We start from the raw sequence: 13,220 nt of genomic DNA on the forward strand, positions 1-13,220 counted from the left end.
GGACGCCCACCGGGCCCCCGGCTCAGCGCGCCGCGTCGAACGGCACGCCGGTCAGCTGCTCGCTCAGCGCCCGCAGCCGCGCCCGCGCGCCGCTCTCGTACGCCTGGTTGCTGGCCCGGGCCTCGGTCGAGCGGTTGAAGTACCGCCCGGTGACGCCGTCCAGGGCCGGGTCGGTGACCAGCCGCAGGGTGTGCCGCACGCCCTCGGCGACGGTGCTCTGCGGGGTGTAGAGGTTGACCACCATCTTGGTCGGCATGTACGACGCCGGGTGCAGCGCGTTGACCGTCACGCCGGTGCCGGCCAGTGCCTCGGCCAGGTCGAAGGTCAGCATGATCTGGGCCAGCTTGGCCTGGCAGTACGCCTGGACGCCGTCCCAGCCGCGGCGCAGCATCACGTCGTCGAAGTTGACCGGCGCCTGGCCGGCCGAGGTGACGTTGACGATCCGGGCCGGGGCGGAGCGGGCCAGCAGCGGGGCGAGGCGCACCGACAGCACGTACGCGGCCAGGTAGTCGACCTGGAAGGTCAGCTCGTGGCCGTCCCAGCTCTCCTGGCGGTCGAGTTCGACGCCGATGCCGGCGTTGTTGACCAGCGCGTCGAGCCGTTCCAGGCCGGCCGCCCGCTCGGCGAGCTTGTGGATGTCGGAGAGCCGGGCGAAGTCCGCCAGCAGGTAGCTGATCCGGTCGTTGCCGGTCTCGGCGCGCAGTTCGGCGAGCAGGGCCTCGCCCCGCTCCCGGCTGCGGCCGTGCAGCACCAGGGTGGCGCCGCGGGCGGCGAGTTCGCGGGCCATGGCGCGGCCGAGGCCGTCGGTGGCGCCGGTGATGAGGACGGTCTGTTCTTCGATGGGGGTCACAGCAGCCTCCGTGGTCTGGAGAAGGGCGCTGCCCGGAAGCGCCGTCGGTGCTTCCGGGCAGCGGATGGTCGATCAGACGATCGGGTGGCCACTGGCGGTGGTCTCCGGGACGTTCTCCTTGACGTCCCAGTGCTCCGCGATCAGGCCGTCGGCGATGCGGAAGACGTCCACCACGGCCATGCCGCGGTCGCCGTCCTGCGCGGTGAAGTGGCTGTGCACGAAGACCAGGTCCTGGTCGGCGGCGATCCGCCGGATCGTGAACCGGCCCTGCGGGACCTGGGTCTTGAACCCGGCGACGAACTCGACCACCGGCTTGCGGCCGTCGGGCAGGTTGGGGTTGTGCTGGACGAGGTCCTCGGCGAGGAAGCGGTCGGCCTCGTCGGTCTCGCCGTCGTTCCAGACGGTGGTGAGGTACTGGGTCACCAGCTGCTTGTTGTGCTCGGACATCTCGGACTCTCCCGTTCGTGGGTTTCGGTGGTGCCTGGTGGTCAGGAGGTGGATGGTGCGGGGACCGGCTGCTCGGCCGGAGCCGGGGCCGCCGGGGTCTTGGTGCCGCGGCCGGACAGCACGTGCGCGCCGGCTGCCGCGATCAGCATCAGCAGGGCGAGCCCGGGCATCAGGGTCGCGCCGACCGAGGGCAGGAAGGTGGAGCCGATCAGGCTGCCCAGGCTCATGCCCAGGTACAGCGCGGAGGCGTTCAGCGCCAGGATCAGCGCCGGGTGGGCGGGCAGCACGGCGATCAGCCGGGCCTGCTGCGGGGCCTGGTACATCTGGCTGAAGAAGGCCCAGACCGCGAACAGCAGCAGGCCGGCGACCGCCGCCTTCGGGGTGACGACCAGCAGGGCCAGGGCCGCGCCCAGGCCGACCAGCGACACCGTGATGGTGCGGGTGCCGCCGAGCTTCTCGCTGATCCGCGGCGCCAGCCCGTTGCCGATCACGCCGACGACGCCGAAGGCCATCAGGGTGCCGGAGACCATGCCGGCGGTGGCGTCGAAGCGGGCCGCCAGGTAGGCGCCGGCCACGCCGTACACGGTGAACTGGGCGGCCATGAACAGCAGGGTGGTGGTGACGGTGGGCAGCGCGCCGGGGGTGCGCAGCGCGGCCCGGTACGCCTGGGCGGTCGGCGGTTCGCCGGCCGGCAGGTCCGGGACCAGCACCGCCACCAGCACCAGGGCCAGCGCGGAGAGCGCGCTGACGCCCAGCAGGGCCGGGCGCCAGCTCATGGTGGAGCCCAGGAAGGAGGCGAGCGGGACGCCGAGCACGGAGGCGGCGGTCATGCCGGCGAACACCGTGGCCAGCGCCCGGTGGCGCCGCTCCGGTCCGACGATGGCCGCGCCGGCCGCCGAGGAGGCCGGTCCGAAGATCGCCGCGCCGATCGCGCCGAGCACCCGGGTGAGCGTCATGGTGGTGTAGTCGGGGGCGACGGCGCTGAGGCCGCCGCCGACGGTGAGCAGCGCCAGGCCGAGCAGCAGGACCTTCTTGCGGTCCATCCGGCGCAGCAGGGCCGGTGCCGTCGGCGCGCCCACCGCGAAGGTGAGGGCGAACACGGTGACCAGCAGGCCGACGCTGGCCGGGGCGACCTCCAGGCTCTTGCCGATCGGGGCGTTGAGGCCGACGACGGCGAGCGAGATGGTGCCCAGGCTGAAGTAGCCGAGTGCCAGCGCGAGCAGGGCAGGGGTGGGGTTTCGAGGATTCACGGGACCTCGTTTCGCAGGTGGATTCCGGTGCGCGGTGAGCAGGTTCGGGTGACGGCATCGGCCGGGCGTGCCCGCGTTCAAAACGCTAGCCAGGCGGCCCGGGCCGGGTGCTCGGACCGCGCCCCCGCGGGGCACTGTGAAAGGTCGTCAGCGGTACTGCGTCAACTCGTGACCGGTGGGAACGGGACGGTGGAACAGCAGCGGCACCGGGCGCCCGGTGGCCACCAGCCAGTGCTCCAGGCCGCTGACGGCGACCAGCAGGACGGCGGTCGCCCCCAGGGTGGCGATCGCGGGCAGGAACGGGGCCCCGGCGGCCAGGCCGAGCAGGCACAGTCCGGCCCCGATCCGGGTCGCCGAGGCGGCGCCGAACATCCGCCAGCGGGTGTAGCCGAAGGTCAGGGCGAAGATCGCGGCGCCGATCGGGAGCAGGGCCGCGCTCGGGTCGTGCGGGACGCCGGTGGGGTGGGCGACGGTGTTGCCGGTGCCGACCGCGACCAGCAGCAGGCCGAGCACCAGCACCAGGTGGCCGTAGCTGAGCACGTCGCGCACCACGGTGGCCGGGGTGCGGTGGGTGCGCATCGCGTGCTCGACGGCGGGCGCGGCGAGGTGGAAGTACAGCCACCACAGCGCGCCGCCGATCACGAAGCTGAGCACCAGGGCGGCGATCAGCGCGGCGGTGAGCGCCCCGGCCGAGGCCCGGGCGCCGACCGCGAGGATGTTCTCGCCGAGCGCGATGATGATGAACAGGCCGAAGCGCTCCGGCAGGTGGGCCGCGCTGTAGGTCATGGCGTGCAGCCGGCGGCTCATCACCGCGGGCAGCACGGCCTCGGCCAGGATGGCGCCGGCCCAGATCGCGGCCCGGGCCGGGCCGCTGGCGAAGGCCCCGGCGGTCAGCGCCAGCGCGAACACCACGCCGACCGAGTACGGGTGGATGGTGCGGGCGAAGGGGCGGTCGCGCCGGGTGGCCTCGCCCATCAGCAGCCGCAGCACCAGGTACGAGCCGGCGAACAGCGCCGCGCCGGCGTGCCCGGACATCGCGCGCGGCGCGGCCACGCCCATGCCGTAGGTGGCCAGGCCGGCGGCGAGCAGCAGCAGCCGTTCGACGTGGGTCTCCTCGACCATGGTGACGGCCAGCGCGACGTCCACCCAGGCCCACCACAGCGGGGTGAGCATCAGCAGGGCCTGGCCGAACGTCGCCCAGCTGGGCGCGTGGCCGAGGATGTGGGTGGTCTGGCTGACGCCGAAGGCGAGCACGATGTCGTAGAACAGTTCCGCCCAGGTGGCCCGGGAGCGGGTGCCGTCGGCGGCGTGCTCGTGGGGGTGGTGGTGGAACATCTCCTCACCCTCTCTGCCCGGGCGGGGACGTCCGGGCGGTACGGGCAGTGGCCGGCCCGGCCGCCGCGGGGGCGGGCGGGCCGGCCGGTGGGGGTCAGGCGTCGTACCGGGCCAGCTCCTCGGGGCTCTGGTCGGTGTAGCCCTGGCTGACCTCGATGACGACGCCGTCCGGGTCGGTGACCCAGACCGTGCGCCAGCCGGGGATGTACTCGTCGAAGCCGAGCGGGCCGAGCGAGACGCTCAACCCGCCGTCGGCGCCGGCCAGGAAGGCGTCCACGTCGTCCACCTGGAAGGCCAGGTGGCGGACCGTGCCGGGGTTGGCCGGGCCGTCCTCCTTGGCGGCGGGGGCGGGCTCGGCGTCGCTGGCGAACAGCTCCAGCCAGGCCTCGCCGCGGCGCAGGAAGACCACCTGCCAGCCGTCGCCGGCCACCACCCGGGCCCGGCGGAAGCCGAACCAGCGGGTGTAGAACTCCTCGGTGGCCGCCTGGTCGCGGCAGTTGAGGCCGACGTGCGCCCAGCGCAGTGCGGCGGGTGCGGTCATCGCGGCCTCACTTCCCGAGCACGGGGGCGAACGGCGCGCTGTCGTGGAAGTTCGCCATGTAGACGATCTCGCCGCCGACGACGCGGAAGTAGTTGCACACCCCGGCCTCGACCTCCACGCCGGCGTGGGTGCGCCCGGTGATCCGCGAGACCACGGCCGCCTGCTCGCCGTCGATCACCACGTGCACCGGCTTGTTGGCGAACTCGGCGTAGGTCTGCGGGAATCCGCGCATCATCTCGCGCAGCGTCTCCCGGCCCTCGACGTGTCCGGCGAGCTGCTCGTCCATCACCGTGTCGGCGGCGAACAGGTCGCACCACGGGTTCCAGTCGCCCGCGTTGGCGAGCTCGTAGTAGCGGTCCACGACACCCCTGGTGTCCATGGGTCTCCTCCTGGGTCTGGGGGTGAACTCGGTGGGTGGGGGCGGGTGTTACGGGAGCTCGACGCCGAGCTGGGCCATCAGGCCGGCGGTGTCGGCCTGCACCCAGCGCTCGACGACCTTGCCGTGCTCCAGCCGGTAGACCTCCAGGCTGGTCCAGCTGACCTCCTTGCCGGTCGGCTCGATCCCGAAGAACGGGCCGACGTGCCGGCCGGTGAAGGTGATGTGCATGATCACCTTGTCCGGGTCGGCCGGGTAGAGGGCGTCCAGGTGGGCGTGGAAGTCGAGCGCCCGGTGGGCGCCGATGATGATGCCCTTGAGCTCCTCCAGGCTGGTCACGCTCCAGGCCGGGTTGTTGTCCCGGAACTCGGGGCCGAACAGCTCGTCCAGGTCGTCGTATCGGTGCGCGTTGACCGCGTCGCTGACCCGCTGCACCACGGCGGTGTTCTCGGCGCCGCGGGCCAGCTGCTCCTTCAGGCCGAGCAGGTCGTCCTGCGCCCAGCGCTCGGCGAGCAGGCCGTCCTCGGCGCGCCAGATCTCGGTGGTGGTCCACTCGACCGGCCGGCCGGTGGCGGGGATGCCGAGCAGCTCGCCGCGGTGGGTGCCGGTGAGCTTGACCCGGGTGACCACGCGGTCCCCGGCGGTGAACGCCTCCTGCAGTTCGCCGCGCAGGTCGAGCGCGTCGTGCGCGGCCTTGAGGGCCTGCTGGTAGCTCTCCAGGCTGCTGATGTCGAAGCCCGGGTGGTGGTCCCGGAACGCGGGGTCGATCACGGCGGCGATGCCGTCGGGGTCGTTGCGGTTCAGCGCGTCCAGGAAGCGCCGGTACAGGTCGAGGTTGTCCTGCTGGTCTGCCATCGTCGGCCTCCGGTCGGGGGGTCAGGGACGGTTGAGGATCAGGTCGGCGGCCTTCTCGCCGATCATCACGCTGGGGGCGTTGGTGTTGCCGGCCACCACGGTCGGCATCACCGAGGCGTCGGCGACCCGCAGGCCGTCGATGCCGTGCACTCGCAGGTCCGGGCCGACCACGGCGTCGGGTCCGGGGCCCATCCGGCAGGTGCCGGCGGGGTGCCAGAGCGTCGTGGCGTTGGCGCGGACGTACGCGCGCAGCTCCGCGGTGCCGACGGCTCCCTTGCCGGGGCCGTACTCCTCCCCGCGGAAGTCGTCGAAGGCCGCGGTGTGGGCCAGTTCCCGGGCCAGCCGGACGCCTTCGACCAGGACGTCCAGGTCGGCCGGGTCGCTGAGGTAGCCGGGCCGGACCACCGCGGTGGAGCGCGGGTCGGTGTCGCGCAGGGTCACCGTGCCGCGGCTCGCGGGCAGCAGCGCGATGGGCGCGAAGGTGAAGCCGGGGCCGGCCCGCAGTGCGGCGGGGGCGTCGGCGGGCAGGAACTTCACCGGCCCGAAGGTGAACTGCAGGTCCGGTCCGCGCGCGGGGTCGGCGGCGGCGGTCCGGGTGAACAGGCCCGCCTCGGAGAGCGGCGCCCCGGGCGGCAGTTCGCGCAGCGACTCGTAGCAGACCGGCGCGAACAGGTGGTCCTGCAGGTTGCGGCCCACCCCGGGCAGGTCGAGGAGCACCTCGACGCCCGCGGCGCGCAGCTGGTCGGCCGGGCCGATGCCGGACAGCAGCAGCAGCTTGGGGCTCTCGAACGCGCCCGCGCAGACGACGACTTCGCGGGTCGCCCGCAGGGTGTGCGTCCGGTCGCCCTGGAGGTACTCGACGCCGACCGCGCGGCCGTCCTCGACCAGGATCCGGGTCGCCTGGGCGCCGGTCTGCACGGTGAGGTTGGGGCGGGCCAGGGCCGGCCGCAGGTACCCGGTGGCGGTGCTGGAGCGGCGGCCCTGCGGGGTCCGGGTGTGCTGGTAGTGGAACCCGAAGCCCTCCTGGTGCTCGGCGTTGTAGTCGCCGTCGCCGCCGTGGCCGGTCTCCCGGGCCGCGGCGACGAACGCCTCGGCCAGCGGGGTGGGTTCGGCCGGCGCGGCGACCTGCACCGGGCCGCCCTCGCCGCGCCAGGCGGAGGCGCCGCCGGCGTAGTCCTCCGAGCGCCGGAAGTGCGGCAGCACGTCCCGGTACCCCCAGCCGGGGTTGCCCAGGTCGCGCCAGCCGTCGTAGTCGCGGCGGCTGCCGCGCACCCACATCAGCGCGTTGACCGCGCTGCAGCCGCCGGCCAGGCGGCCGCGGGCGACCGGGATCCGGCGCCCGTCGACGCCAGGTTCCGGCTCGGTGGCGTAGCCCCAGTCGACGGCCGTGCTCCAGTCGGCGGTGAGCAGTTCCAGCAGCGCGCCGGCGTCGGTGCGGTGCAGTTCCTCGCGCCCGGGCCAGCCGCCGGCCTCCAGCAGGACGACGTCCGCGGAGCCGTCCTCGCTGAGCCGGGCGGCCACCGCGGCGCCGGCCGAGCCGGCGCCGACCACCACGTAGTCGGCTGCCATCAGCCGGCGTCCCCGACCGGGGTGAGGGTGCCGACCCGGTAGCGGACGATCCGCGGCGCGCCGGTGGCCGGGTCGCGGGCCAGCTGCCAGCTCTGCTGCACCCGGAACACCTTCCGGTGGCCCTCGGCCAGGTGCTCGGCGGCCCAGACCACGGTCAGCTCGATGCCGACCAGGCCGTCCGCCTCGGTGGCGGTGAACTCCTCCAGGGTGTGGCTCTGGTCGGCGAAGGCCCCGCCGACCACGGCGTACCAGTCCCGGAAGTCGGCGTGCGAGCGGAGCGTGCGCTCCGGGAACGCCATCTCCAGGCCCTCGTCCGCCACCAGCGGCAGGAGTTCCTCCACCGGCTTGTGGCTGCTCAGCAGGTCGAACCAGTTCTGTGCGAATTCCCTGATTTCCGGGTTCTTCCCGGAGTTCGTCTCGGGCATTTCCGCTTCCCCTTTCCGCAATTCGTGAGCGCGGCTGACAGGGACGCTAGAATCCGGCCCGCCGGAGCGTCAACGGCCCGCCGCGCCCTTCCCCGCACTGTGCGAAGTCCCCTCCCGTCCTTCGGCAACTCGGCTGCTCGAAGGCGTCCCGGCCGGCCCGGGGGCCGGACCGCGGGACATGCCGAAGTGCTTTCGCCGACTTCGCAGTGTCCCGGCGGACGGGGCTACGACCCTGGCGCGAATTCCGCGGCGGCTGTTAGACAGAACCGCCGCCGACTTCCGGCGGGAATTCGCAAGGCAATCGAAGGAGAACACCGCCGATGGCGAAGAAGCGAATCCTCATCGTGCTCTCCGAGTACGGGTACTGGGGTGAGGAGCTGGTCGGGCCGCTGGAGACCTTCGACCGGGCCGGCTACGAGGTCACCTTCGCGACCCCGACCGGCAAGCGCCCCGCGGCCCTGCCGCCGAGCATGGACCCCGAGTACATCGACCCGCCGCTGGGCCGCTCGGTGACCAGCACCGAGATGGCCGAGAAGGTCAAGGTCCTGGACCGCTCCAGCCGGCTGGACGAGCCGCTGGACCTGGCCTCCTGGCTGCCGGACCGCCCGTACCGCAGCCGCAGCGACTTCCTGCGCGCCTGGGAGGGCTACCACACCCGCCGCGAGCAGGTGCGGGAGCAGATCGCCGAGCGCTACGACGCGCTGCTGATCGTCGGCGGCAGCGGCCCGATCGTCGACCTCGCCAACAACTGGCGGATCCACGACCTGATCCTGGCCTTCCACGCCCTGGACCTGCCGATCGCCGCCGAGTGCTACGGCATCGCGGCGCTGGCCTTCGCCCGCGAGCAGGACGACCGGGTCAGCATCCTGCGCAACAAGCACGTCACCGGGCACTGCATCGAGTACGACTACAAGGACGGCACCGGCTTCATGGGCACCGACTTCGTGATCGGCCCGCCGCCGTACCCGCTGGAGTACATCCTGCGCGACGCGACCCTCCCCGACGGGGCCTTCCACGGCAACTTCGGCAAGGAGACCTCGGTGATCGTCGACTACCCGTTCATCACCGGGCGGTCCACCCCGGACTCCTACCTCACCGGCCAGAAGCTGGTCGAGGTGCTGGAGCACGGGCTGCGCCAGTGGGGCTTCACGGCCTGACCCGCGCCGGCCGCGGGGAGCGGGGCGGGCGCCCGCCCCGCTCCCCGCGGCCCCACTCCCCCCGTACCGGAAGACCCAGCGCACACGAGGAGGAACAGCCATGGCCAGCAGGCCCGCACGGGTGGCGATGCTCGAACAGTTCGAGGCCGACGGCGTCACCCACATGTTCGGCAACCCCGGCACGGTCGAGCAGGGGTTCCTGGACGAGCTCCGCAACTTCCCCGGCATCCAGTACGTGCTGGCCCTCCAGGAGGCCACCGTGGTCGGCCTGGCCGACGGCTACGCCCGGGCCACCCGCCGCCCGGCCCTGCTCCAACTGCACTCCGGCGTCGGCCTCGGCAACGGCATCGGCATGCTGTACCAGGCCATGCGCGGCCACGCCCCGCTGGTCGTCCTGGTCGGCGAAGCCGGGCTGGCGTACGACGCCATGGAGGCCCAGATGGCCGCCGACCTGGTCGCCATGGGCGAGCCGGTCACCAAGTGGGCGACCCGGGTGGTCGACCCCCGCTCCACCCTGCGGGTGCTGCGCCGCGCCTTCAAGGTCGCCGCCACCCCGCCGTACGGCCCGGTGCTGGTGGTGCTGCCGGCCGACGTGCTGGACGCCGAGACCGACGAGCCGGTGGTGCCCACCTCCTACCTGGAGACCGCGGCCGTCCCCGCCCCGGAGACCGTCGAGCGCGCCGCCGACCTGCTGGCCGGCGCCGAGCGGCCGCTGGTGGTGGCCGGCGACGGCGTGCACTTCTCCGGCGCCCAGGCCGAACTGGCCCGCCTCGCCGAGGTGTGGGGCGCCGAGGTGTGGGGCGCGGACTGGTCCGAGGTCAACCTGCCCGCCGAACACCCTGCCTACCGCGGCCAGTTGGGCCACATGTTCGGCGCGTCGAGCCGCCGGGTCACCTCGGCCGCCGACGCGGTGCTGATCGCCGGCACCTACGCCCTGCCGGAGGTCTACCCGGCCCTGGACGGGGTGTTCGCCCCCGGCGCACCGGTGGTCCACGTCGACCTCGACAGCGGCGCCATCGCCAAGAACTTCCCGGTCGACCTCGGCATCCTCGCCGACCCCCGCCAGTCGCTCGGCCGGATCGCCGACGCCCTCGACGCCCGGCTGACCCCCGATCAGCACCGCCGGGCCGCCGGCCGGCTGCGCGACTGGGGCGCCGAGCAGGCCGCCGCCCGCGCCGAGGCCGACGAGCGCGACGAGCGCGAGGCCGCCGGCACGCTCACCGCCGCCGGCTTCGGCCGCGAGCTCGCCGCACGGCTCCCCGCCGACGCGATCCTCTTCGACGAGGCCCTGACCTGCTCGCCCGGCCTCTTCCGCCACCTGCCGCCGAACACCCCCGGGGAGTGGTTCCAGACCCGCGGCGGCTCGCTCGGCGTCGGCATCCCCGGCGCGCTCGGCGCCAAGCTCGCCCACCCGGAGAAGACCGTGGTCGGCTTCACCGGCGACGGCGGCTCGATGTACACCTTCCAGGCCCTGTGGACCGCCGCCCGCTACGGCATCGGCGCCCTCTTCGTCATCTGCAACAACGGCCGCTACAAGCTGCTCGACCAGAACATCGCCCAGTACTGGGACAGCCAGGACATCGAACCGCACGCCCTGCCCGACCTGTTCGACCTGACCCGCCCGGAGATCGACTTCGCCGCGCTCTCCCGCTCGCTGGGCGTCCCCGCCGTCCGGGTCGACAAGCCCGACCAGGCCGGCCCCGCGATCGCCGAGGCGCTGGCGAGCGGCGGACCGTTCCTGATCGACCTGGTGGTGGGCCGGTGAGCACCGCCACCGAGCCCGGCGGCCGGCTGGCCGGCCGGAGGATCGCCGTGCTGATGGAGAGCGACTTCTACGAGCCCGAGATCCTCTACTACCAGCGCCGGTTCGCCGAGGAGGGCGCCACCGTCCACTTCCTCACCCGGCTGTGGGGCAACGACCGGCTGGTCTTCCGCGGCCACGAGCACGGCATGCCGTTCGAGGTCAGCGAGTCCTTCGAGGACGTCGACGAGTTCGGGCTGCGCCAGTACGCGGCGGTGATCGTCCCCTCCGGGATCGTCGCCGACCGGCTGCGCTACACCGAGGACGTCGACCGGCTGCCGCCCGCCGCGCTGTTCCTGCGCCGCGCCTTCGCCGACCCGGCGATCGTCAAGGGGATCATCTGCCACGGCATGTGGCTGGCCGCCCCGGTGCCCTCGGTGATCCGCGGCCGGCAGGCCGTCGTCCACAACAACCTGCTGGGCGACCTGCGGAACATGGGCGGCGTCTTCGTCGACCGGGACGTGGTGGTCGACGACGACCTGGTGACCGCCCGCACCGGCAACCACTGCCACCTGTTCGCCCGCACCATCATCGACCGGATCGGCCACCGCTGATCCCGCTCCCCCCGCGCGTCCCGCCACCGAGAGGAGTTCCGCCATGCCCGCCCGTACCGCCGTGTTGTCCCCCCGTGCCGCCTCAGCAGTCCGCCACCGGCCGGAGCCAGTCGGGCGGATCCCGGTGCTCGACGTCAGACCGGCCGTCGACGGCGGCCGCCGGCCCGCCAAGGCGGTCGAGGGCGAGACCTTCGAGGTGTCCGCCACCGTGTTCCGCGAGGGCCGGGAGGCGGTCGCCGCCAACGTGGTGCTGCGCGGTCCCGGCGGCCGCCGCGGGCCGTGGACGCCGATGCGCGAACAGGCCCCCGGCACCGACCGCTGGAGCGCCCGGGTCACCCCCGCCGTCCCCGGCCGCTGGACCTACACCGTGGAGGCCTGGAGCGACCCGGTCACCTGCTGGCGGCGCACCGCCGCGGTCAAGGTCCCGGCCGGCGTCGACGTCGAGGTCACCCTGGTCGAGGGCGCCGAACTGCTGGAGCGGGCCGCCGGGAACGTCCCGCAGGGCCGCGGCCGCGGCGTCCTGCTCGGCGCCGCCGCCGCGCTCCGCGACCCGGCCCGCTCCCCGCTGGAGCGGCTGCTGATCGCCCGCCGTCCCCGGGTCACCGCCGTCCTGGAGCGCTACCCGCTGCGCGAACTGGTCAGCAGCTCACCGGAGTTCGAGCTGGTGGTCAGCCGCAAGCGGGCGCTGTTCGGCTCCTGGTACGAGTTCTTCCCTCGCTCGGAGGGCGCGGTGGTCGACCCGTCCGGGGTCGAGCCGCCGGTGTCGGGCACCTTCCGCACCGCCGCCGAACGGCTGCCCGCGGTGGCCGCGATGGGCTTCGACGTGGTCTACCTGCCGCCGGTCCACCCGATCGGCCGCTCCTACCGCAAGGGCCCGAACAACAGCCTGGCCGCGGGCCCGCACGACGTCGGCTCGCCGTGGGCGATCGGCTCGCCGGAGGGCGGCCACGACGCCGTCCACCCGGACCTGGGCACCATCGAGGACTTCGACCACTTCGTGGCCGAAGCCACCGCGCTGGGCCTGGAGGTCGCCCTCGACTTCGCCCTGCAGTGCTCGCCGGACCACCCCTGGGTGCGCGAGCACCCGGAGTGGTTCACCCACCGCCCGGACGGCACCATCGCCTTCGCCGAGAACCCGCCGAAGAAGTACCAGGACATCTACCCGGTCAACTTCGACCGGGACTTCGACGGGATCGTCCGCGAGACCCTGCGCGTCCTGCGGTTCTGGATGGGCCACGGGGTGCGGATCTTCCGGGTCGACAACCCGCACACCAAGCCGGTCAACTTCTGGGAACGGGTGCTGGCCGACATCGCCCGCACCGACCCCGACGTGCTGTTCCTGGCCGAGGCGTTCACCCGGCCCGCGATGATGCACACCCTCGGCAAGATCGGCTTCCACCAGTCCTACACCTACTTCACCTGGCGCGACACCAAGGCCGAACTCACCGAGTACCTCACCGAGTTGACCGGCGAAGCCGCCGCCTGGATGCGCCCCAACCTCTTCCCCACCACCCCTGACATCCTCCCCGAACAGCTCCAGACCGGCGGCCCCGCCGCGTTCGCCCTGCGCGCCGTCCTCGCCGCCACCCTCTCCCCCAGCTACGGCATCTACGCCGGCTACGAGCACTGCGAGGACCGGGCCGCCCACCCGGGCTCGGAGGAGTACCTCGACTCCGAGAAGTACCAGCTGCGCCCCCGCGACTGGACCCGCACCGACACCCTCGCCCCGCTGCTCACCGCGCTCAACCGGCTGCGCCGCCGCCACCCCGCCCTCCAGCAGCTGCGCGACCTGCGCTTCCACCCCACCGACAACGACCGGATCCTCGCGTTCTCCAAGACCGCCCGCACCGAGGACGGCACCGAGGACCGGGTCGTCGCCGTGGTCAACCTCGACCCGCACCACGTCCAGGAGGCCACCGTCACCCTGGACCTGCCCGAGGACACCAAGGTCCGGGACGAGCTGACCGGCGAGCTCTACCTCTGGGGCCGGCGCAACTACGTCCGGCTCGACCCGGCCGTCGCCCCCGCCCACCTGCTCACCCTGCGTCAGGACGGCTGAG

The 13,220-nt window shown here is 73.5% G+C and carries 13 protein-coding genes; 4 read left to right on the top strand and 9 right to left on the bottom strand.

Annotated features, from left to right (window positions below):
- Positions 1–22: 22 nt before the first annotated feature.
- The 9 genes from IH44_RS0128535 to IH44_RS0128575 all read right to left on the bottom strand — a co-directional run bounded on the left by IH44_RS0128535 (position 23) and on the right by IH44_RS0128575 (position 7,648).
- Complete coding sequence (locus IH44_RS0128535; RefSeq protein ID WP_030462629.1) at positions 23–850, bottom strand: SDR family NAD(P)-dependent oxidoreductase; 828 nt, start codon at positions 848–850, stop codon at positions 23–25.
- 72 nt (positions 851–922) lie between these two features.
- Entirely contained in the window at positions 923–1,297 is a 375-nt protein-coding gene (locus tag IH44_RS0128540; protein WP_030462630.1) for a nuclear transport factor 2 family protein, read from the bottom strand.
- A 41-nt stretch (positions 1,298–1,338) separates the two neighbouring features.
- Positions 1,339–2,547: an MFS transporter gene (locus IH44_RS0128545; protein WP_030462631.1), complete on the bottom strand. Its 1,209-nt coding sequence runs from the start codon at positions 2,545–2,547 to the stop codon at positions 1,339–1,341.
- A 147-nt stretch (positions 2,548–2,694) separates the two neighbouring features.
- Positions 2,695–3,882: a low temperature requirement protein A gene (locus tag IH44_RS0128550; RefSeq protein WP_051817425.1), complete on the bottom strand. Its 1,188-nt coding sequence runs from the start codon at positions 3,880–3,882 to the stop codon at positions 2,695–2,697.
- Between the two features lie 94 nt (positions 3,883–3,976).
- A complete protein-coding gene (locus IH44_RS0128555; protein ID WP_030462633.1) occupies positions 3,977–4,423 on the bottom strand; it encodes a VOC family protein in 447 nt (148 codons plus the stop codon).
- A 7-nt stretch (positions 4,424–4,430) separates the two neighbouring features.
- Positions 4,431–4,802 carry a nuclear transport factor 2 family protein gene (locus IH44_RS0128560; RefSeq protein ID WP_030462634.1) on the bottom strand — a complete coding sequence of 124 codons (372 nt, stop codon included), beginning with the start codon at positions 4,800–4,802 and terminating at the stop codon, positions 4,431–4,433.
- A gap of 48 nt (positions 4,803–4,850) precedes the next feature.
- The gene (locus tag IH44_RS0128565) at positions 4,851–5,654 is read right to left on the bottom strand and encodes an ester cyclase (RefSeq protein ID WP_030462635.1); all 804 of its coding nucleotides are present in this window, start codon (positions 5,652–5,654) and stop codon (positions 4,851–4,853) included.
- 21 nt (positions 5,655–5,675) lie between these two features.
- A complete protein-coding gene (locus tag IH44_RS0128570) occupies positions 5,676–7,223 on the bottom strand; it encodes a GMC family oxidoreductase (RefSeq protein WP_030462636.1) in 1,548 nt (515 codons plus the stop codon).
- Positions 7,223–7,648: a hypothetical protein gene (locus tag IH44_RS0128575; RefSeq protein ID WP_030462637.1), complete on the bottom strand. Its 426-nt coding sequence runs from the start codon at positions 7,646–7,648 to the stop codon at positions 7,223–7,225. The genes IH44_RS0128570 and IH44_RS0128575 overlap by 1 nt, the downstream gene beginning before the upstream one ends.
- A 320-nt stretch (positions 7,649–7,968) precedes the next feature.
- Here IH44_RS0128575 and IH44_RS0128580 point away from each other — a divergent pair, with 320 nt between their 5' ends.
- The 4 genes from IH44_RS0128580 to IH44_RS0128595 all read left to right on the top strand — a co-directional run bounded on the left by IH44_RS0128580 (position 7,969) and on the right by IH44_RS0128595 (position 13,219).
- Positions 7,969–8,805 (top strand): type 1 glutamine amidotransferase domain-containing protein, encoded by an 837-nt coding sequence (locus IH44_RS0128580; RefSeq protein WP_030462638.1) that lies wholly within the window; start codon positions 7,969–7,971, stop codon positions 8,803–8,805.
- A gap of 100 nt (positions 8,806–8,905) precedes the next feature.
- Positions 8,906–10,570, top strand: coding sequence for a thiamine pyrophosphate-binding protein (locus IH44_RS0128585; RefSeq protein ID WP_030462639.1), 1,665 nt, complete (start codon positions 8,906–8,908; stop codon positions 10,568–10,570).
- A gap of 53 nt (positions 10,571–10,623) precedes the next feature.
- Positions 10,624–11,160, top strand: a complete 537-nt coding sequence (locus IH44_RS0128590; RefSeq protein ID WP_030462640.1) for a DJ-1/PfpI family protein — start codon at positions 10,624–10,626, stop codon at positions 11,158–11,160.
- A 43-nt stretch (positions 11,161–11,203) separates the two neighbouring features.
- Positions 11,204–13,219, top strand: coding sequence for an alpha-1,4-glucan--maltose-1-phosphate maltosyltransferase (locus IH44_RS0128595; RefSeq protein ID WP_081967183.1), 2,016 nt, complete (start codon positions 11,204–11,206; stop codon positions 13,217–13,219).
- Position 13,220 lies beyond the last annotated feature (1 nt).

It is taken from the genome of Kitasatospora sp. NRRL B-11411 (genome assembly GCF_000721345.1).
Lineage (GTDB): Bacteria > Actinomycetota > Actinomycetes > Streptomycetales > Streptomycetaceae > Kitasatospora > Kitasatospora cineracea.

Coding starts and splice junctions, on each gene's coding strand:
- IH44_RS0128570 (WP_030462636.1), bottom strand. CDS start 7,223: ATGGCAGCCGACTACGTGGTGGTCGGCGCCGGCTCGGCCGGCGCCGCG.
- IH44_RS0128580 (WP_030462638.1), top strand. CDS start 7,969: ATGGCGAAGAAGCGAATCCTCATCGTGCTCTCCGAGTACGGGTACTGG.
- IH44_RS0128575 (WP_030462637.1), bottom strand. CDS start 7,648: ATGCCCGAGACGAACTCCGGGAAGAACCCGGAAATCAGGGAATTCGCA.
- IH44_RS0128595 (WP_081967183.1), top strand. CDS start 11,204: ATGCCCGCCCGTACCGCCGTGTTGTCCCCCCGTGCCGCCTCAGCAGTC.
- IH44_RS0128555 (WP_030462633.1), bottom strand. CDS start 4,423: ATGACCGCACCCGCCGCACTGCGCTGGGCGCACGTCGGCCTCAACTGC.
- IH44_RS0128560 (WP_030462634.1), bottom strand. CDS start 4,802: ATGGACACCAGGGGTGTCGTGGACCGCTACTACGAGCTCGCCAACGCG.
- IH44_RS0128585 (WP_030462639.1), top strand. CDS start 8,906: ATGGCCAGCAGGCCCGCACGGGTGGCGATGCTCGAACAGTTCGAGGCC.
- IH44_RS0128540 (WP_030462630.1), bottom strand. CDS start 1,297: ATGTCCGAGCACAACAAGCAGCTGGTGACCCAGTACCTCACCACCGTC.
- IH44_RS0128550 (WP_051817425.1), bottom strand. CDS start 3,882: ATGTTCCACCACCACCCCCACGAGCACGCCGCCGACGGCACCCGCTCC.
- IH44_RS0128565 (WP_030462635.1), bottom strand. CDS start 5,654: ATGGCAGACCAGCAGGACAACCTCGACCTGTACCGGCGCTTCCTGGAC.
- IH44_RS0128590 (WP_030462640.1), top strand. CDS start 10,624: ATGGAGAGCGACTTCTACGAGCCCGAGATCCTCTACTACCAGCGCCGG.